We start from the raw sequence: 19,459 nt of genomic DNA, 5'->3' as shown, positions 1-19,459 counted from the left end.
CTTAAACATTCCTATGTATCTCTTTTTATTCTTTGTCTTATTTATCTTCTTATCCTCCTTCTTTACGGTAAAACAACAAACATCTGCCATCGTGGAACGTTTCGGGAAGTTTCAAAGCATCCGTCATTCTGGTTTGCAATTGAAAATTCCGGTTGTGGATAAAATCGCAGGAAAAATCAATTTGAAAATTCAACAGCTCGATGTCATCATTGAAACAAAAACCAAAGAAAACGTGTTTGTGAAAATGAAGGTTTCTGTTCAGTTTAAAGTAATTCAAGATAAAGTTTACGAAGCTTTTTACAAATTAGAATATCCGCACGACCAAATCACTTCTTATGTTTTTGACGTTGTAAGAGCAGAAGTTCCGAAGTTGAAATTAGACGACGTTTTTGAAAGAAAAGACGATATTGCCATTGCGGTTAAACGTGAATTGAACGAAGCCATGACCACTTATGGATACGATATCATCAATACGCTGATTACAGACATCGATCCAGATATTCAAGTAAAAAATGCGATGAACCGAATCAACGCTGCCGACAGAGAAAAATCTGCAGCAGAATATGAAGCTGAAGCGGGACGAATCAGAATCGTTGCCAAAGCCAAAGCCGAAGCAGAAAGTAAAAGATTGCAAGGTCAAGGTATCGCCGATCAAAGACGTGAAATTGCAAGAGGGTTGGTAGAAAGCGTTGACATCTTAAACCAAGTGGGAATTAATTCTCAAGAAGCTTCTGCCCTAATCGTCGTGACACAACATTACGATACATTGCAGGCGATTGGTGCTGACGCGAATTCTAACCTTATCCTGTTGCCAAATTCGCCACAAGCCGGCAGCGACATGCTAAACAATATGGTTGCGTCGTTTACCGCTTCTAATCAAGTGGGAGAATCAATGAAACGCCACCAAAAGAAAAAAGATTCAAATGAAGAAGTAAAACGAAGCATGACTGATTTTAACCAATCAGAAGAATCTAAATCAAGAGATGATTTTGATCCAGAAGATTATGATTCAACTAAATAAAAAAAGAGGCCCTGAAAAGCCTCTTTTTTGTTTTATATTACTTATTTACATCCGAAAAATCTTTTTCGTCAGATAAGCAATTCCCACATTTTTCAACGGACCAGATAGAGCTCCAATAACATTCAGAGCCATTCCTGGAACTGTCCCAACAATATTTTTGGCTGTGAAACTGTCTTTGGTTTCCATGAAACTCAATTGCATTTTTTCAAAAGCCAAATCTTTTTCAACTTTAAGAATTTCTAGTTCTTTATTGATTTCTTCATAAGAAGCATATGTTTTTGTAATTTCCATAAACTTATTTTTTAATATTTCTTAAAAAGCATCTTAGAAAAAGTTCTTAAAATTGGACCTTCAACGATCTTATCTTGAACATAATACACCAAGATTGCCAGCACAAAATAAATGCCTCCAACAATCAAAAATCCATATGCAAAGTTGTCAAGACCGTATCCAATCGCCAACGCCAACGCAATCGAAAAAAATAGGGTTACAATCACCAGCATAATGCCCAATAAAAATAATTTGAGCATCAATGTGGTTGATTTCATTGCAATCTTAAAGCCATAAAGTTTATAATATGCAATATTTGCATCAATATATTCCTTTGCCCTGTCTTGCAATTCGTCGGTATTTTCTTTTATTTTTTCAAATGCCATAAAGCTTGGATTTATTTTTTGTCAGTTGCAGCTTGAGCCTGAGCTTTCAAATCTGTCAATTTTTTTTCTAATGCCGCAATCACATCTTCTTTGGTATCTTGTGCGTTTGCCACTAAATCATCAAACCCAGTTTCTAAATCCACTTTGGCTTTTGCAAATTTACCTTTTACCTGTTCAGACAATTTATCAAACTTATGCTGTAATTCATCTTTTTGGCTGTCAAAACCGTCTTTGATTTTCTTTCTTGTTTTCTCCCCTTTTTCTGGCGCGAATAAAATTCCTACTGCAGCTCCAATTGCAGCTCCTGCTAAAACTCCGATAATTGCATTTCCTTTAGACATAACTATTTGTTTTTTTTGGTTAATAATTTAAAGTTACATTTAATTTTAACAGTTTGATGTTAATGAGCAGTTAAAGTATTTTTTAGGAATTTATTAGGAACCAAACATTTTTTCACTTTCTTAAATACTTTCCCTGCTGCGTGAATTATCTTTTTTCGAAAATGAAAAAAGGATAATTTCAAGCATCAGGGTTAGAACTCAAGCTTTCGGCTTCTTTTAAACAATTACCCACAGTGTCAACCCAAAAACGCAAATAAACCGATTTAAGAAAACTTATTTACAATCAGCATAAATTGACCTTCAAAAATTTAAAAACTGGCTTAAAATCAATTTATGAAAGCCAATTTAAATTACAAAAAACTATATAATTTCCTACTTCAATAGAATTTTACAATAATAGAAAAAGCTCCCGATAAAAGGAGCTTTTCATATATAAAATCTATACTCTAATTTTAGAATCCAGCTTTGCGAAATTTCCGAAAAAACTTTTAAAATTTATAAAGTATTCAAAACTTCCAAAACCGATTCACTTTTCTCAGAATTTCTCAAATCTGCCAATTGTGTTGAAAATGCATCAAAATTAACTTCATCCTTTTTTAAATTCTGAATCACTTCAAAACGCACAAACGGCGATTCGCTTTTCAACGACATTGAATATAATTTATGCAACGTTTCCACTTCAATATCTGCCGTTTTCAAGACTGAAAATTTCAAAAGAAAATTTGAAAACAACAATGAACTCTTATTATTATTGATATTTTTCTTCAACGTATTTTGCAACAAGCTAAAATTAGAAACGTTTTCAAGCCCCTCGCCTATTGATTTTTCAACCGCATTTCGTTCTTCATCCGTTCCAACTTTAAAATATTTGTTGATTTCTTTCAACGAATTATTGATAACGTTTTCTTCTTTCTTGCCTTTTTCTTCCCAAGCATCTTTCAAAGCCACCGTTCTGTTGAAAACCAATTTTTCTGCCGTAGAATCCTTGTCTACAGTAAAATAACCCAATCGTTGAAACTGGAATTTATCCTCGTTTTGAACTTCTTTTAAGCTTGGTTCCAAATACCCTTTGATCACTTGCAAAGAATTCGGATTCACAAATTCTAAGAAATCTTTTCCTTTGTGTGTGTCAGGCGATTCATCAGTAAAAAGTCTGTCATACAAACGAATTTCAGCTTCAATCGCGTGTGCAATCGAAACCCAGTGCAACGTTCCAGACACTTTTCTTTGGCTTGCTTCCGTCCCGCTTCCGCTTAAAGAATCGGTATCATACGTTACGTGAATTTCAGTAATAGTTCCGTCTGCATCTTTTACAACACTTTCTCCTTTAATGATGTACGCATTTTTTAAACGCACTTCTTTACCTAAAGTCAATCTGAAAAACTTAGCCGGAGCTTCTTCTAAAAAGTCTTCTCTTTCAATATAAATTTCTCTTGAAAGTGGCACTTTTCTGAAACCTGCATTGTCATCTTCCTGGTTGTTTTCAGCATCAAGCCACTCTTCTTTTTCTTCCGGAAAATTAGTAATGACAACCTTAACCGGATCCAAAACAGCCATCACTCTTGGCGCCGTTTTGTTCAAATCTTCGCGAATGCAAAATTCTAAAACCGAAACATCAATCAAGTTATCACGTTTGGCAATCCCAATGGTATTTGCAAAATTTCGCAAAGAATTAGCCGTATAACCGCGTCTTCTCAATCCAGAAATAGTTGACATTCTGGGATCATCCCAACCGTTAACGTGCTTTTCTTTAACCAATTGCTGTAATTTTCTCTTGCTTACAACCGTATGCGAAAGGTTGCGTCTTGCAAATTCTCTTTGTTTCGGGCGCACTTTATTATCATCATAAATTTGGTCTAAAAACCAATCGTATAATTCTCTGTGAGGCAAAAATTCAAGCGTACAGAATGAATGTGAAATGCCTTCCAAATAATCGCTTTCACCGTGAGCCCAGTCATACATCGGATAGATTTTCCAATCGCTTCCGGTTCTGTGGTGGTCTTTATGTAAAATGCGGTACATAATTGGGTCGCGCATCAACATATTGGTTGATTTCATATCAATTTTGGCACGCAGAATATGAGTTCCTTCTGGGAATTCTCCGTTTTTCATTCTTTCGAATAAATCCAAGTTTTCTTCAACAGAACGGTTTCTGAAAGGAGAATCAGTTCCTGGCATTGTCGGCGTTCCTTTTTGTTCGGCCATTGCTTCCGAAGTCTGGCTGTCTACATAAGCTTTATCTTTTTTGATAAATTCAACCGCCCAATCATATAATTGCTGGAAATAATCAGAAGCATAACATTCGCTTTCCCACTGATATCCAAGCCATTCTACATCGCGTTTAATAGCGTCCACAAATTCCTGCTCTTCTTTTTCAGGATTTGTATCGTCAAAACGAAGGTTCACAGGGGCTTGATAATCAATTCCCAAACCAAAATTAAGAGCAATAGAACTGGCATGTCCGATGTGCAAATAACCGTTTGGTTCAGGCGGAAAACGAAAACGTAATTTCTGTTGAGACATGCCATTTTTGATATCTTCTTCAATGATTTGCTCAATAAAATTTAATGATTTTTCTTCTGATGCCATAGTTTTTATTAATTTTAGCAAATATAAAAAAAAGGTTCAAGGTTTATGGTTTTAAGTTGTGAACTATCAATAAACTTTAAGTGCTGAACTTTAAACTTTAAAAGAAAATGGGAATTATAAAATTAAAAAACATCCGCACTTTTTCGTATCATGGATGTTTGGTCGAAGAAGGAAAAATTGGTTCTGACTATTCTGTAGATCTAGAAATCAAAACGGATATGCGCAAATCAATGGAAACCGATGAACTTGAAGACACCGTCGATTATGTCCATTTGAATAAAATTGTAGAAGAAGAAATGGCCATTCGTTCCAAATTATTAGAACACGTGGCGCATCGAATTGTACAGCGCGTTTTTAAAGAAATTGCTTCCGTTTCTACAATTAGCGTTGCGGTTTCAAAATTAAATCCTCCGATTGGTGGCGATGTGGAATCCGTAACCATTGTTATTGAGGAATATAGAACTTAGATTTGTTATTTTACACATAAATTCTGACTTTAAATTCGGTTTTTAAAATAATTTTTCTACATTTGCCGTCCAATACAATAATTGGCGTCGTGGCCGAGCGGCTAGGCTGGGCTCTGCAAAAGCTCCTACTCCGGTTCGAATCCGGACGATGCCTCGGAAAGAGATACAGAAATGTGTCTCTTTTTTTTATGCCTCATTTTTTAGTAAAAATGAATAAAAGATAAAGTTCGAATCCACACGATCACTCATAAAGAGATACAGAAATGTGTATCTTTCTTTTGCCTCATTTTTAGAAAAAATAATTACAGTTAAGGTTACAATCCAGACGATGCCTTAGAAACCTTAAAGGAAACTTGGGTGACTATTTACACCTCATTTTTAATAGTAATCCAATGGTTTAAGGAACAATGAAACACAAAGTTATTCTGCTGAAGGAAGCTAGGATATTAAAATAACAGCTTCGTGTGAATCATAAAAATTTATCTAGAAAAATTTTATTTTTTAATACATTTTTATCGACAAAGCTTGTTAGAGTTTAAAAGAAGCCTAAAAGCATGAAAATAGCCCTGATGTTCGCAACTCTCCTTTTGTGCCAGTGTTCGGCATAAAAGATAGGCGAAACAGCAAGAAATACATTTAAAGGATGCGTCAGTTTGGCTCAAAAAAAAATCCCAACTTTTCAGTCAGGATTTTGATTTATTTTTGGTGTTCTATTTTGTTGATTACTCCCTTTACGAATTTTTGATCGCTTGGAAAAAATCCTTGTGACATAATTATCAATCCGAATAGCACTAAAAGTATGCTGGTTATTTTCTTTATTTTCAAGATGTTTTTTGGAGTCATTTTGCTTTTTAGCCTTTTAGCTAAGAACATTTTGGCAAGATCCACTAAAATGTACGTTCCGATAACCGATCCAAAAAAGACTAAAAGCCGTGAGGTTTGAAGGTCTAATTGTGGTCCGAAGGTGATTATGATCAAAAGCCAAAATCCGAGAACGCCGACGTTAATGAAATTAAGAAGAAATCCTTTGATGAAAAGGCTTCCGTAGTTTTTTTTGATGAGTTCCACCTCGGGATCGACTTTTTCTGAAGTGCTTGCTTTTTTGAGTTTTATGAAAGAAATAACGCCGTAAGTTGCCATTATCAATCCTCCAAAAATAAAAAGTGCCGGTTCATCTTTGATGCTGTTGATCAATCTGTAACTGCTGAAATAAGCGATGCAAATGAAAACAATATCGGCAATGACAACGCCTAAATCAAAGACCAAAGCCGCCCGGATTCCTTTGACAGCAGCAGTTTCTAAGAGTATAAAAAAAACTGGCCCAATCATAAAGCATAAAAAAATACCGAGTGGAATGCCAGTTAAAATGTCTTGAATCATCAAAAAGGATTGTAAGTTTTTAAAGTCTTTTTTAAACCTTGCAAATTAGCAATTTCAGGCAATTTACAAAGAAATAATACAAAGGTAATTCAAAATTTACAATCCTTTTTTAAATTCTAGTTAATGAATCGTGATATTTCCACCGATTACATTTTTCTTATTTACTTGTTTCGGACTTCCATAAACGTGGATATTTCCGCCAGCCCTGGTTTTTGCTTCCACAAACTCTGATGCGTTTACTTCGGCTTCACCGCCAGCGTTTACAGTAATCTGCGTTTGCTTGGTTTTTAAATCTTTTGCTTTTACAATTCCTCCTGAATTGCTAATTGCAACAACATTTGTAGCAGAACCATTTAATTTTAAAATTCCTCCAGAAGACGTTTTAGCATCTAATTTTTGAACGTCTAAGTTGATTTTAACCTCTGCTCCTTCTTTTGAGCTTACTTCAAAAGCAACGGCTTTAAAAGTGGCCTCACTGGAAACATAAGATCCTTCGCTGGCCGTGATTTCGTGAATTTCATTTTTGAAATATAATTTTGCCGTGATATCATCGCCGGTTAAAAGTTTTCCGAATTTCATCCTGATTTTAAGCTCGCCGTTTTTATTGACAATTTCAACATCGTCTTTTTTAGCTCCTGTGATTTCAATTTTATTTTCGGTACCCTGGATCATTTGCAATGAAATTCTGTCGAATACTTTTACTTCATCAAAATCGCCCAAACTGACTGATTTATCTTGTGCAAAATTCATTTGCGAAAGCATTAAAAATGCTACTAAAACTATCTTTTTCATCTTCTTTTTGTTTTAATATTTTTTTTTTTAATCGTTTTTACGCAAATAAGTAAAATCCAATTGTTTTTTAACCAAATCTGCGCTTTTTACTTTTACATACACTTCATCGCCTAATTGCAAAATATTTTTTGAAACTTCTCCCACCAAAGCATATTGCTTGTCGTCAAACGTGTAATAATCATCACGGATTTCACGGATTCTACACATTCCTTCACATTTATTGGAAACAATTTCTACGTAAATTCCCCATTCGGTTACACCAGAAATCACACCTAAAAACTCTTCGTCTTTGTGATCCTGCATGTATTTCACCTGCATGTATTTGATACTATCGCGTTCTGCATTGGTCGCTAAAACCTCCATGTTTGACGAATGCTGGCACATTTCTTCGTAGGTTTCTTCATCTGCTGATTTTCCGCCGTCAAGATACTGCTGTAACAAACGATGTGCCATCACATCAGGATAACGACGGATTGGCGACGTAAAATGTGAATAATAATCAAAAGCCAAACCGTAATGTCCAATGTTCTCCGTCGAATATTTAGCTTTGCTCATGGTTCGGATTGTCAACGTATCCACCAAGTTTTGCTCTTTTTTTCCGTTTACGTCTAATAATAATTGATTCAGCGATTGCGAAACGTCTTTCTTTGATTTCAGGTTTAATTTATAACCGAATTTTGAGATAACCGTCTGCAAATTAAATAATTTGGTTTCGTCTGGTTCATCGTGAATTCTATAAACAAAAGTCTTTTTCGGTTTTTGTTTTCCAATAAATTCCGAAACTTTTCTGTTAGCCAAAAGCATAAATTCTTCAATCAAATGATTCGCATCTTTTGAAACCTTAAAATAAACGCCAACCGGTTCGGCTTGTTCGTTCAGGTTAAATTTCACTTCCACCTTGTCAAACGAAATCGCTCCGTCTTTCATTCTCCTATTGCGAAGAATTTTAGCCAAATCGTCTAATTTAAGCGTCGCTGTTTGAATTTGAGCTGGAACTTGATATTGGCTTCCCGTTAATGAAATTTCAGCCGGAATAACGTCTCCTTTTGTTTCAATAATGTGTTGTGCTTCTTCATAAGAAAATCGTTGGTCAGAATAAGTCACGGTTCTTCCGAACCAAGAATTAACCAATTGTGCATTTTCTGTCAATTCAAATACGGCAGAAAATGTATATTTTTCTTCGTGCGGACGTAACGAACAGGCAAAATTTGACAACACTTCAGGCAACATCGGCACTACTCTATCAACCAAATAAACGGATGTAGCACGCTGGTAGGCTTCTTTATCTAATATGGTTCCTTCTTCCAAATAATACGAAACATCGGCAATATGGACGCCAATTTCATAGTTTCCGTTTTCTAATATTTGGAACGAAAGCGCATCATCAAAATCTTTTGCGTCTTTTGGATCTATCGTGAAAGTCAAGACATCACGCATATCGCGACGTTTTTTGATTTCACTTTCTTGGATTGAAGTATCAATTTTTTGTGCAAAAGCTTCGACTTCAATCGGAAAATCATACGGGAGGCCATATTCTGCCAAAATCGCATGGATTTCGGTATTGTGTTCTCCTGGCTTTCCTAAAACTTTTATCACGGCTCCAAATGGACTGTCGGCTTTTTTCGGCCAATCTTCAATGTGGACTAAAACGACATCGCCGTTTTCAGCTTCGCCGATTTTATCTTTTGGAATGAAAATATCGGTGTACATTTTTGGATTTGCAGTGGAAACAAAGGCAAAATTCTTCTGGATGTCAATAACCCCAACAAAATCTGTTTTATTTCTTTCAACGATTTCCACCACTTCGCCTTCCGGTTTTTTGCCTCTTCTTCGGTTATAAACATAGACTTTCACTTTGTCTTTGTCTAAGGCTTTGTTCAAGTTGTTTGTGGGGATAAAAACGTCTTCTTCAAAATCATCTGATACAAAATAAGCGGTTTTTCTGCTTGTCATATCGATGGTTCCTTCGTAATAGTCTTGGCTCGTTGTCACAACCAAATATTTTCCTGGTTCTATTTCAACAATCTTCTTTTGTGAAGCCAAAAGTTTTAGGTCCCTGATAATTTCATTTCTGCTTTTTGTATCGTCAAGTTCTAGCTTTACTCCTATTTGCTTATAATTGAATGCTTTATTGGCATCTTGTGATAAAATTTTTAAAATCTGTGCTGTAAAATCTTTTACTTTTTTTACAGGCTTGCGAGGTTTCTTACTCATAATTCGTTTCTAATAATGCTGAAAATTACGAATAACATTTCAGATTTTTTTCAAATGTTAAAATTTTTAATCTAAATATAACTTTTTGGTACTTTACTTGAGAATATGATTTCTTGCTTATCTTTATGAAAATCAATCACTAATGGAAAAATTCATTACCGTTGCCATTTTTAACTACCCTCACGAAATCACCATCTTGAAGCATCGGCTAGAACAAGAGGAAATCCAATTCTTTTTTGAGAACGAAACCATGATGAACATCGTTCCCATGTATTCGCAGGCTTTGGGAGGAATCAAATTAAAAGTCCATCCAGAAGATGAAGCGATGGCAAGAGAAATCTTGAACGAATTGAATGGGAATGAAAATTTGAAAATCGTTTGAACTTTTGAAAGTTGTCAACATTTATTTAAAACAACAAAAAGAAAAAGAAATTTAAAATTAATTTTTAATGGGTATTATAGCTTGTTAATAGTGGCTATAACTTTAATTTTTTTTGTGAGTAATTGAAGTTATGGATTGTTATACCGAGTTATCAACATAGGTTGATAGAATTAATTAGCTCATTTTGAGCCAACATTAAGACATTGTTAACAACGGTTGATAATCGTTTTTATTTTTAAATTGTAGATAACTTCATTTGTTAATTACTGTTAACAAGATTGGATTGTATGCTGATAAGTTTTCTAAAAATACATCAAACTAAACTTGCATTTTAAATAGCAGTTTTGGATTACTGTTTTTAATCGAATAAACAAGAAATAGTTCTAATATTCTATCTGAACTTATCAACAATCTATGTTAATTTGCAATCAACTCAAAGTCAGAGAATTGTAAAACGCTATTAACAATGTAAATATTTAACAATTTCATTACCATTTCGTTACTGTTTATCAGGCTATTACGAATGTTGATAACTACAACTATTTGATTATCAAATGATGCAACTTCTGTCGTTTTTATTTTGGTAAATGGATGCCGTTACGGTAAATTTGCACTTAAACAACCTAATATAAAACAACTATGAAAATTTCCATCGGAAACGACCACGCAGGACCAGATTACAAAAAAGCAATTGTGGAAATGCTAAAAGCAAAAGGCCACGAAGTTACAAACTATGGAACAGATTCTGTGGATAGTGTCGATTATCCAGATTTTGGACATCCGGTTGCAACGGATGTTGAAAATGGAAAGGCTCAATTTGGGATCGTAATCTGCGGTAGCGGTAACGGAATCAATATGACGGTTAACAAACACCAAGGAATTCGTTCGGCATTATGCTGGACAAAAGAAATTGCAGGTTTAGCAAGACAACATAATGATGCAAATATTATCAGTATTCCAGCACGATATACTTCAATAAATCAAGCGGTGGAAATGGTTGAAACGTTCTTAAATACTGATTTTGAAGGTGGAAGACACCAAAATCGTGTGGATAAGATTGCTTGTCAATAACTAATTTTAAAATATAGTTTAACCGCAAATTCGTATATTTTTATGTGAATTTGCGGTTTTTTTATTAGGTTCCCGAAGGTTTGGGATTGTGAAAAACTTAATATGCCTTTACGTTAAAATTTATAATAAGCATACAAAGCCAATACCTGCAAACCCACAATCAAAAAAAACTTCAAAAGATAACTTCTCTTCGAGGTTTTATGCCTAAAAAGTAACATTGCAAGAGAAGAACCAACAGTTCCGCCAATAGCAACAAAGCTTAATAACGTTTTTTCAGAAATTCTTCTTTTATTTTTAATTGCAAGCCGTTTGTCATAACCTGTGATTATGAAAGAAATGCAATTTAGAGCAATAAAAAAGTAGAATAAAAGGTCCATTTGGCTGAAATGAGCAGTAAAGATATTATTTTCGCAATAGCTTTTTAAAATATAGTTATGACCAATCTCGAATACATTTCAAAACAAGTTACCACGCTAAGCAAAAACATCGAAAACACACTGCAACTTTTGAATGAAGATTGCACGATTCCGTTTATTTCGCGCTATCGAAAAGACAAAACCGGCAATTTAGACGAGGTTGTTATTGAACAGATTGCGAAGCTTGACAAAGAATTTGAAACCATTTCTAAACGAAAAGAAGCGATTTTAAAATCAATTACAGAGCAAAATGCCCTGACTTCAGAACTAGAGAAAAAAATCAGGCAAAGCTATGATTTGAATGAATTAGAGGATTTTTACCTTCCGTTTAAAAAGAAGAAAAAAACAAGAGCTGATGTTGCCCGAGAAAATGGTTTGGAGCCGTTGGCCAAAATTATTATGGCCCAAAACAATGACGATATTGACTTTTTAGCTTCCAAATATCTGAATAAAAATGTGGCAAATGAAGACGATGCTTTGCAAGGAGCTCGCGATATCATTGCCGAATGGATTAATGAAAATAGTTACATTCGAAAAAATCTACGCAGAATTTACCAAAGAAAAGCTTCAGTTACGACTAAAGTTGTAAAAGCCAAAAAAGACGATGAGAAAGCCAAAAAATTTGAGCAGTATTTTGATTGGTCAGAGAATTTGCAACGCGCGCCTTCACACCGATTATTGGCAATGCTTCGTTCTGAAAATGAGGGTTTCATCAAGTTAAAAGTAGAAATTGATCCCGACGAAGCCATCGAAATGATTTCAGAATCGGTTATTAAAAATAAAAAAGAAACTGCAATTCAGCTTAAAAAAGCGATTGAAGACAGTTATAAAAGACTTTTGGCTCCGGCGATTTCAAACGAAACATTGCAGGAAGCAAAAGCAAAAGCAGATACCACGGCGATTCAGGTTTTTGCCGGAAATTTGGGCCAGTTGTTATTGGCGCCACCATTGGGTGAAAAACGAATTTTAGCGATTGATCCAGGGTTCAGAAGCGGTTGCAAAATCGTTTGCTTGGACGAAAACGGAAATCTGCTTTACAACGAAACCATTTTTCCGCACGCGCCACAAAACGAAACCACGATTGCGATGAAAAAAATCCGTTCGATGGTGAATGCCTATAAAATTGACGCGATTTCCATCGGAAACGGAACGGCTTCCCGTGAAACCGAATTTTTTATAAAGAAGATTGCTTTTGATAAACCCTTGCAAGTTTTTGTTGTTAGCGAAGCTGGCGCGTCCATTTATTCGGCTTCAAAGATTGCTAGAGATGAATTTCCAACCTATGACGTAACGGTTCGTGGCGCGGTTTCGATCGGAAGACGGCTTTCTGATCCGTTGGCAGAATTGGTAAAAATCGATGCAAAATCCATAGGGGTCGGCCAATACCAGCACGATGTGGACCAAACGAAATTAAAGGAAGAATTGGATTCTGTAGTGGTTCGCTGCGTGAATTCTGTCGGAATCAATATTAATACGGCAAGCAAATCGCTTTTGAGTTATGTATCTGGAATCGGGGAGAAGATGGCCGAAAACATTGTCAATTACCGTTCAGAAAATGGTGCTTTTGAAGAAAGAAAACAATTGAAAAAAGTGCCACGTTTGGGAGAAAAAGCATTTCAGCAAGCCGCGGCTTTTATTAGAATTTCGAATGGAAAAAATCCGTTGGACAATTCAGCAGTGCATCCGGAAGCTTATGGAATCGTGGAAAAAATGGCGAAGGATTTGAAAATTTCTGTTAATGATTTGATTGCCAATAAAGAAAAAATAGCACAAATTCCGGTAGAAAAGTATGTGACCGAAAACATCGGATTGCTTGGTTTGAAAGACATTATTAAAGAATTAGAAAAACCAGGATTAGATCCAAGAAAAGCGGCGAAGGTTTTTGAATTTGACCCAAATGTAAAAACAATTGGCAACTTAAAAACTGGAATGGTTTTGCCAGGAATCGTGAATAATATCACCAATTTCGGCTGTTTTGTCGATATCGGAATCAAAGAAAGTGGCTTGGTTCACATTTCGCAATTGAAGGAAGGATTTGTTTCTGATGTGAATGAAGTCGTGAAGATGCACCAACAAGTTCAAGTGAAAGTGGTTGAAGTGGATGAAAGCAGAAAGCGTGTGCAGTTGACTATGATTTTATAAAATATTCATTATGAATAAATTAAATTTAATATTTTGCTTTGGAAGCTTATTTTTAATTGGCTGTATCACTGAAAATAAAAAAATACAGACTCAAAAAGATATAGTTTTAAAGGAAGAAAACTTCGAAATATTTCTTGAAAAATTTAATAAAGATTCTATTTTTCAAATGAGCAGGATTGATTTTCCAATGAGAGTACAAGAACTTGATTATGAAAATGATTTAGAACTTATTGAAAAAACAATTCAAAAAAAGGATTATAAAAAGTTAGATTTTACAATTCAAAAGAACGTTGAATATTCTCAAAAAACAATTTTAAAAGGGGATGAAGCAGTTATTGAAATCCGCGGAATTAATAACGGAATTTATTCTGATATCATTTTTAAAAAACAAGCAGGAAAATGGAAGTTGAAAACCCTGATAGATTCTTCAACATAAAAAAAGCCTCAAAGATCTTAAAATCCTTGAGGCTTTCAACAAAAGCTTTTGAATAGAAAAGCTTTGTTAGATCTTTTCTTCTTCTTTTTTAGAAGCAGCAGGTTGATTCTCGTCTTTCGCTGCATTTTTGAATTCTTTAATACCAGAACCCAATCCTTTCATTAATTCTGGAATTTTTTTACCTCCAAAAAGTAATAAGATGATAGCTACGATTACAAGTATTTCTGTTAAGCCTAATTTTCCCATGATGTTTAAAATTATTGCTCGCGCAATGTTTAGAAATATTTTACAAAGATAAAAAAGAAATACGTACCACTTAATAATAATACGTTAAAAACGTTGTCTCTTCTAAATCAATTTACGAAAAAAAAAGGAGTTTGGTTTAAAATTATAATAAACAGTTAATAAATTGGTTAGAAATGCTATAAATGTAACCTAAAAACAGGCAAATTCTTATATTTGTAAAATACAGAAACACCAATGTCAGCAAAGAGACAAAAGCGCGAAATTTTAAAGAAAAAATTATTGACAAAAAACCGTTTGGTTATTTTGAACGAGGAAACTTTTGATGAAATATTTTCGCTGAAATTGAACCTATTAAATGTTTTTATAGCACTGACTGGCGGCAGTATTTTTTTAATCGCCATCACCACCTATATTATTGCTTTCACACCCTTGAGAGAATATATCCCGGGTTATGCTTCTTCAAAATTAAAGAGGGAAGCCACAGAATTGGCCTTAAAATCTGATTCTTTAGAAAAAGCAATAAAGGTAAATAATGCGTACATCGAATCGATAAAAAAAGTGCTGGCAGGAGATGTTGAGGTGGCCCAATTAAACATGGATTCCATTAAAGCAGGGCAACTTTTAGCCGAAGACGAAGTTGATTTTGCTCCAACGAAAGAAGATCTGAAATTGAGAGAACAAGTGGCTCAAGAAGACAAGTACAATCTATTTAATAAGGCCGGGGCCAAAGTAAATTTGGTGCTTTTTTCGCCGGTAACCGGACATATTACCGACAAATACGATCCAAAGACCAAGCATTTTGCAGTCGATATTGCCGTTCCAAAAAACACGCCGATAAAATCAGTAGCAAACGGAACCGTGATTTTTGCCGATTGGACGCCTACAAACGGCTATGTCATTATCATTCGCCATGGCGACGGTATTATTAGCGTTTACAAACACGTGGATTCAGTGACAAAATCACAAGGCGACGTCGTGAGAACCGGAGAGGTTGTCGCAACAGCCGGATCAACCGGAAAAGAATCTACCGGAATCCATCTTCATTTTGAATTGTGGAAAGATGGTTTTGCCATTGATCCGACAAATTTTATAGATTTTGAATAAGCAAAAATCATAAATCATAAATCACAAATTTATAATGTCAATAAAAGCTTTTTTAGCCAAACAGTTTGCCAAAATAATCTACAATAAAACCCAAAAATGGGCCAATAATCCTATAGAAACTCAAGAAAAAGTATTCAAAAGCTTGATTCAAGAGGCGTCCTTGACGCAATTTGGTAAAGACCACAATTTTCACCAAATCAAATCATTTTCTGATTTTGCCAAAAACGTTCCCGTTCGTGATTATGAAGGTTTGAAACCCTATGTGGATAAAGTCGTGAAGGGCCAAGAAAATGTACTTTGGAAAGGAAAACCGCTTTATTTTGCCAAAACTTCTGGAACCACTTCGGGTGCCAAGTACATTCCGCTGACCAAAGAGTCCATGCCTTTTCACGTTGAGGCGGCGCGAAATGCCATTCTTCATTACATCCATGAAACCGGAAAAGCTGATTTTGTTTCTGGAAAAATGATTTTCTTGCAGGGAAGTCCAGTTATGGAAGAAAAAAACGGCATCCAATTTGGAAGACTGTCTGGAATCGTAGCGCATTTTGTTCCGAAATATTTACAGCAAAACCGAATGCCAAGCTGGGAAACCAATTGCATTGAAGATTGGGAAACCAAGGTGAATGCGATCGTAGAAGAAACTTTTGATAAAAATATGGCTGTCATCTCGGGAATTCCGTCGTGGGTTCAGATGTATTTTGAAAAGCTAAAACAAAAAGGAGGGAAGCCGGTCGGCGAGATCTTTAAAAACTTCAATTTGTTCATTTACGGAGGCGTCAATTTTGAGCCGTATCGCGCCAAATTTGAAAATTTAATCGGAAGAAAAGTAGATTCAATTGAATTGTTTCCAGCTTCTGAAGGATTTTTTGCCTACCAAGATTCCCAAAGAGAAAAAGGAATGCTCTTGCTTTTAAACTCGGGAATTTTCTACGAATTTATCAAAGCAGATGAATTTTTCAATGAAAATGCGCGAAGATACACGATTGGCGAAGTGCAATTGGGCATCAATTATGTCTTGATTATTTCCACAAACGCCGGACTTTGGGGTTACAACATCGGCGACACGGTTCAATTCACGTCGTTGAAACCGTATCGCGTTATTGTTTCGGGGCGCATCAAGCACTATATTTCGGCTTTTGGCGAACATGTCATTGGCAAGGAAGTGGAAGAAGCGCTGAAGGAAGCGATGGAAAACACAACTGTTCGCGTGAACGAATTTACAGTGGCGCCACAAATTGCTCCAAAAGACGGCTTGCCGTATCACGAGTGGTTCATAGAATTTGAAAACGAACCTGAAAATATGGAAGATTTTATCTTGAAAATAGACAGCGCGATGCGAAAACAAAACATTTATTATGATGATTTAATCGTAGGAAATGTGTTGCGAAAGCTTGTGGTTACTAAAGTTTCACAAGACGGTTTCCAAAATTATATGAAATCCATCGGAAAATTAGGCGGACAAAATAAGATTGCGAGATTGAGCAATGACAGGAGTATTGCGGATAAATTAGTTTAAAAAAAGATGATAGAAAAAAGAAAAAAGAAGCAAGAAACAAGATATTTGGTGTTGTTTTTTTTGATAGGATGTGTAAGTTTTGCCCAAACAAGAGGCGTTGTGAAAGACAGTATTTCGGGAAATCCGATTCCTTACGTGAGTGTTTGGGTGGAGAATGAGGCCATCGGGACGACTTCTGAAGAAAATGGCGAATTTGTGATTAACGTTTCAGATAAAAACAAAAACCTGGTTTTTTCAGCATTGGGATTTAAGAAGAAAACCGTGAAGGCTTCTGAATCAAAATCAGTTGCTTTGTCAATGGATGCTGTTGAAATTGGCGAAATTTTGATTTCAAATAATCGAAAAGAGAAAACGCAGATCGAAATTGGAAAAACTAAAAACCGCGTTGCCGAAGCTTTTGACAACGGGCCAAAAATGGACGCCAAATTTTTCCCGTATTTGCCAGAATACAAAAAAACAAATTGGATTAAAAAAGCCTCCATAACGGTTGACAGCAAAATTGAAGACGCTATCATCCGAATTCAGTTGTATGGGGTTGACGCAAACGGTTTTCCTTCAGAGGAACTATTGGATAAAAATTACATCGTCACTATCAAAAAAGGAATCACAAAACAAGAAGTTGATTTGACGGATTTTAATCTTGAAATGCCGGAAACTGGCGTTTTTGTGGTCTTTGAAAGACTGCTGATCCAGAAAAATAAAATTACCAGAACCATCACCGATTATAATTCCAATACCACCAAGACCAAAATCAGCTTTGCGCCTCAGGTTTTATACAATGCGGTTGAAAAAGAATATCTGTATAGTTTTTCTGGCGGTAAATGGATCAGGCAGACAAAGGAAGAATTGAATCCGTATGGAAAGGGAAAAATGATTTATGAGCCTTCGATTAATTTAATTTTAACCAATTAAGTGACGAAATGCTAATGATTCGATTAAAAATAGTTAAAAATAAAAAATCTATATTTGCGGGTTAGAAAATAATAAGAATGAAAGAGACTAAAAATATATCAAGATCAAGAGCCCAAGAATCTTCTGCGGCAATTGAAAAATTATACATCACGATGCGCCACCTGTTTAATAGAGGATTCTATAAGCCGATGGGCGTTTCGGGAGAAACATTAAGAGAAGCATTATTGCAGTTGCGTCCAGAAATTTATGGTACGATTGCGGAAGAAAAAGTAGAATTAAGCGGATTATTGTATGTAATTGAAAGGCTTCCGGTGGGAATTGAAGAATGCCGTTTTATCAATCTGACGTCAGATGAAGGTTATTCAAAATCACATTTCACACCGATCGTTCCTCCAAAAAGAAAGCGTAACTGCTACCGAATCGACGATGAGCAAATGAACGTGGAAATCACAAGAGGCCGTTCAGACATCTACGATATTTTGACGCATTTGACTTTTATTTTCATTGAATCGCACAAAATTAAAGACCGTGTTCTTTTAGACGAAAACACGAAAGAATTTACGCGCGACTGGGAAAAATTGGCCGAAATCGTGAAGCAAGAAGAAACACTTCCGTTAATTGAAAGAGAAATTGCTATTTCGCACGCTTCCAATATTTTGGGGCGTTCTTTTGAAGAAATCTTGGATATTTATGAAGGTTTTGGAAATAAAGAAAACCCAGACCGTTTCTTGCACGTGGTGTATTGGTTAGGAAAACTGGCGATTGAAGAAGTGATTTTCAATAACAAGAGAACCATTACTTTCAGTCCCATTTTGCGTGAGCGCTTGGGCCACCATATCCACGGAGAAATTTGGGCAAACAATATCAAGGAAGTTTTAAGACAAAATGAATTGTTAGATCGACCGATTCACGTTATCAGCGCGAACATGCACAGTGTGATGAACTCGATTTTTGCAACTCATACGCTGAAAACAAAATTCAAGGACAAGTCTGATTTCTTTATTTTTGAAGAATTAAGCAAGCCTGGAGCCAATGACGTGAGAGATAAAGTGGAAGAAGCAGCGTTAAAATATGGAATGATTTCTGTTCCTGATGCGGCTTCTGGAACCAATATTGACGTACAGGTTTTTGATACCGCTAAAATTGATTGGGCAAAATCAGCCTTTCCGAACGCAAAGATTGGCCAACAGCCGCCGGTAATTATCGTGATGGATTATGCCTTTGGCGAACAAGCCTACGAAACAATCGATGAATTATTGAAACCGTATAAATTTGAGAAAAACAAGTATTTCTTGAATGTTGAATCGGTTTCGATTATGGGAAAAGCAGGAATTTTGGAAGGCGGAAAAGGCGATATCATGATTCCGTCGGCGCACATCAATGAAGGAACGGGCGATAATTATCCGTTTGAAAATGAATTGACTGCAGAAATGTTTGAAGGAAACGATATTCCGGTTTATGCAGGACCGATGGTTTCGGTTTTGGGAACTTCGCTTCAGAATAAAGATCTTTTGAAATTCTTCCACGAGTCTACTTGGGGCGTAATTGGTCTTGAAATGGAAGGATCTTATTACCAAAAAGCGATTCAGTCGGCTTCAAAAATCAGAAAAAGCATCAATCCCGACGTGAAGGTGCGATATGCGTATTATGCCTCTGATAATCCATTGGAAACGGGAAGTACCTTGGCTTCTGGCGGATTGGGAACAACGGGTGTAAAACCTACTTATTTGATTACCATTAAAATATTGGAACAAATCTTTAACGTAAAATAATA

At 35.6% G+C, this 19,459-nt stretch carries 19 protein-coding genes and 1 tRNA gene; 11 read left to right on the top strand and 9 right to left on the bottom strand.

The features are described 5' to 3' along the window. Positions 1 to 13 precede the first annotated feature (13 nt). A complete protein-coding gene (locus EG849_RS01470) occupies positions 14 to 1,021 on the top strand; it encodes an SPFH domain-containing protein (RefSeq protein WP_125011366.1) in 1,008 nt (335 codons plus the stop codon). Positions 1,022 to 1,066: 45 nt separating this feature from the next. On the opposite strand, the gene EG849_RS01465 is transcribed toward EG849_RS01470, so the two are convergent. The 4 genes from EG849_RS01465 to EG849_RS01450 all read right to left on the bottom strand — a co-directional run bounded on the left by EG849_RS01465 (position 1,067) and on the right by EG849_RS01450 (position 4,607). After that, positions 1,067 to 1,312 carry a DUF6327 family protein gene (locus EG849_RS01465; protein WP_125011309.1) on the bottom strand — a complete coding sequence of 82 codons (246 nt, stop codon included), beginning with the start codon at positions 1,310 to 1,312 and terminating at the stop codon, positions 1,067 to 1,069. A gap of 11 nt (positions 1,313 to 1,323) precedes the next feature. Beyond that, positions 1,324 to 1,677 (bottom strand): competence protein, encoded by a 354-nt coding sequence (locus tag EG849_RS01460; protein WP_125011308.1) that lies wholly within the window; start codon positions 1,675 to 1,677, stop codon positions 1,324 to 1,326. 11 nt (positions 1,678 to 1,688) lie between these two features. Further along, a complete protein-coding gene (locus tag EG849_RS01455; protein WP_125011307.1) occupies positions 1,689 to 2,018 on the bottom strand; it encodes a YtxH domain-containing protein in 330 nt (109 codons plus the stop codon). 495 nt (positions 2,019 to 2,513) lie between these two features. Next, entirely contained in the window at positions 2,514 to 4,607 is a 2,094-nt protein-coding gene (locus tag EG849_RS01450; RefSeq protein WP_125011306.1) for a glutamine--tRNA ligase/YqeY domain fusion protein, read from the bottom strand. 107 nt (positions 4,608 to 4,714) lie between these two features. Here EG849_RS01450 and folB point away from each other — a divergent pair, with 107 nt between their 5' ends. Further along, on the top strand, positions 4,715 to 5,074 hold the full coding sequence (folB, locus tag EG849_RS01445; protein WP_125011305.1) for a dihydroneopterin aldolase: 360 nt from the start codon (positions 4,715 to 4,717) through the stop codon (positions 5,072 to 5,074). An 83-nt stretch (positions 5,075 to 5,157) separates the two neighbouring features. Beyond that, positions 5,158 to 5,228: transfer RNA gene (locus EG849_RS15550), tRNA-Cys, on the top strand. Between the two features lie 542 nt (positions 5,229 to 5,770). On the opposite strand, the gene EG849_RS01440 is transcribed toward EG849_RS15550, so the two are convergent. The 3 genes from EG849_RS01440 to rnr all read right to left on the bottom strand — a co-directional run bounded on the left by EG849_RS01440 (position 5,771) and on the right by rnr (position 9,460). Further along, on the bottom strand, positions 5,771 to 6,454 hold the full coding sequence (locus tag EG849_RS01440; protein ID WP_125011304.1) for a LysE family translocator: 684 nt from the start codon (positions 6,452 to 6,454) through the stop codon (positions 5,771 to 5,773). A gap of 120 nt (positions 6,455 to 6,574) precedes the next feature. Beyond that, positions 6,575 to 7,246: a head GIN domain-containing protein gene (locus EG849_RS01435; RefSeq protein WP_125011303.1), complete on the bottom strand. Its 672-nt coding sequence runs from the start codon at positions 7,244 to 7,246 to the stop codon at positions 6,575 to 6,577. A gap of 27 nt (positions 7,247 to 7,273) precedes the next feature. Beyond that, positions 7,274 to 9,460: a ribonuclease R gene (gene rnr, locus EG849_RS01430; protein ID WP_125011302.1), complete on the bottom strand. Its 2,187-nt coding sequence runs from the start codon at positions 9,458 to 9,460 to the stop codon at positions 7,274 to 7,276. A 142-nt stretch (positions 9,461 to 9,602) separates the two neighbouring features. Here rnr and EG849_RS01425 point away from each other — a divergent pair, with 142 nt between their 5' ends. Continuing rightward, on the top strand, positions 9,603 to 9,842 hold the full coding sequence (locus tag EG849_RS01425) for a putative signal transducing protein (protein ID WP_125011301.1): 240 nt from the start codon (positions 9,603 to 9,605) through the stop codon (positions 9,840 to 9,842). A gap of 639 nt (positions 9,843 to 10,481) precedes the next feature. Continuing rightward, a complete protein-coding gene (rpiB, locus tag EG849_RS01420; protein ID WP_125011300.1) occupies positions 10,482 to 10,913 on the top strand; it encodes a ribose 5-phosphate isomerase B in 432 nt (143 codons plus the stop codon). 113 nt (positions 10,914 to 11,026) lie between these two features. Here the strand turns inward: rpiB and EG849_RS01415 are convergent, their stop codons facing one another. Then, on the bottom strand, positions 11,027 to 11,290 hold the full coding sequence (locus tag EG849_RS01415) for a DUF1294 domain-containing protein (RefSeq protein WP_125011299.1): 264 nt from the start codon (positions 11,288 to 11,290) through the stop codon (positions 11,027 to 11,029). 57 nt (positions 11,291 to 11,347) lie between these two features. On the opposite strand from EG849_RS01415, the gene EG849_RS01410 reads away from it, so the two are divergent. Further along, complete coding sequence (locus EG849_RS01410; protein ID WP_125011298.1) at positions 11,348 to 13,471, top strand: Tex family protein; 2,124 nt, start codon at positions 11,348 to 11,350, stop codon at positions 13,469 to 13,471. A gap of 10 nt (positions 13,472 to 13,481) precedes the next feature. Then, positions 13,482 to 13,907: a DUF4348 domain-containing protein gene (locus EG849_RS01405; protein WP_125011297.1), complete on the top strand. Its 426-nt coding sequence runs from the start codon at positions 13,482 to 13,484 to the stop codon at positions 13,905 to 13,907. 66 nt (positions 13,908 to 13,973) lie between these two features. Here the strand turns inward: EG849_RS01405 and EG849_RS01400 are convergent, their stop codons facing one another. Continuing rightward, positions 13,974 to 14,153 carry a Sec-independent protein translocase subunit TatA/TatB gene (locus tag EG849_RS01400; protein ID WP_125011296.1) on the bottom strand — a complete coding sequence of 60 codons (180 nt, stop codon included), beginning with the start codon at positions 14,151 to 14,153 and terminating at the stop codon, positions 13,974 to 13,976. Positions 14,154 to 14,387: 234 nt separating this feature from the next. On the opposite strand from EG849_RS01400, the gene EG849_RS01395 reads away from it, so the two are divergent. The 4 genes from EG849_RS01395 to EG849_RS01380 all read left to right on the top strand — a co-directional run bounded on the left by EG849_RS01395 (position 14,388) and on the right by EG849_RS01380 (position 19,457). Continuing rightward, positions 14,388 to 15,257: a M23 family metallopeptidase gene (locus EG849_RS01395; RefSeq protein WP_125011295.1), complete on the top strand. Its 870-nt coding sequence runs from the start codon at positions 14,388 to 14,390 to the stop codon at positions 15,255 to 15,257. 34 nt (positions 15,258 to 15,291) lie between these two features. Beyond that, positions 15,292 to 16,773: a GH3 family domain-containing protein gene (locus EG849_RS01390; protein WP_125011294.1), complete on the top strand. Its 1,482-nt coding sequence runs from the start codon at positions 15,292 to 15,294 to the stop codon at positions 16,771 to 16,773. A gap of 6 nt (positions 16,774 to 16,779) precedes the next feature. After that, on the top strand, positions 16,780 to 17,685 hold the full coding sequence (locus EG849_RS01385; RefSeq protein ID WP_125011293.1) for a carboxypeptidase-like regulatory domain-containing protein: 906 nt from the start codon (positions 16,780 to 16,782) through the stop codon (positions 17,683 to 17,685). A gap of 77 nt (positions 17,686 to 17,762) precedes the next feature. Beyond that, positions 17,763 to 19,457, top strand: coding sequence for a DUF6909 family protein (locus EG849_RS01380; RefSeq protein ID WP_125011292.1), 1,695 nt, complete (start codon positions 17,763 to 17,765; stop codon positions 19,455 to 19,457). Positions 19,458 to 19,459 lie beyond the last annotated feature (2 nt).

This window comes from Flavobacterium macacae (genome assembly GCF_003865365.1).
Classification (GTDB): Bacteria; Bacteroidota; Bacteroidia; order Flavobacteriales; family Flavobacteriaceae; genus Flavobacterium; species Flavobacterium macacae.
This window is presented reverse-complemented; position numbering and strand designations above follow the sequence as displayed.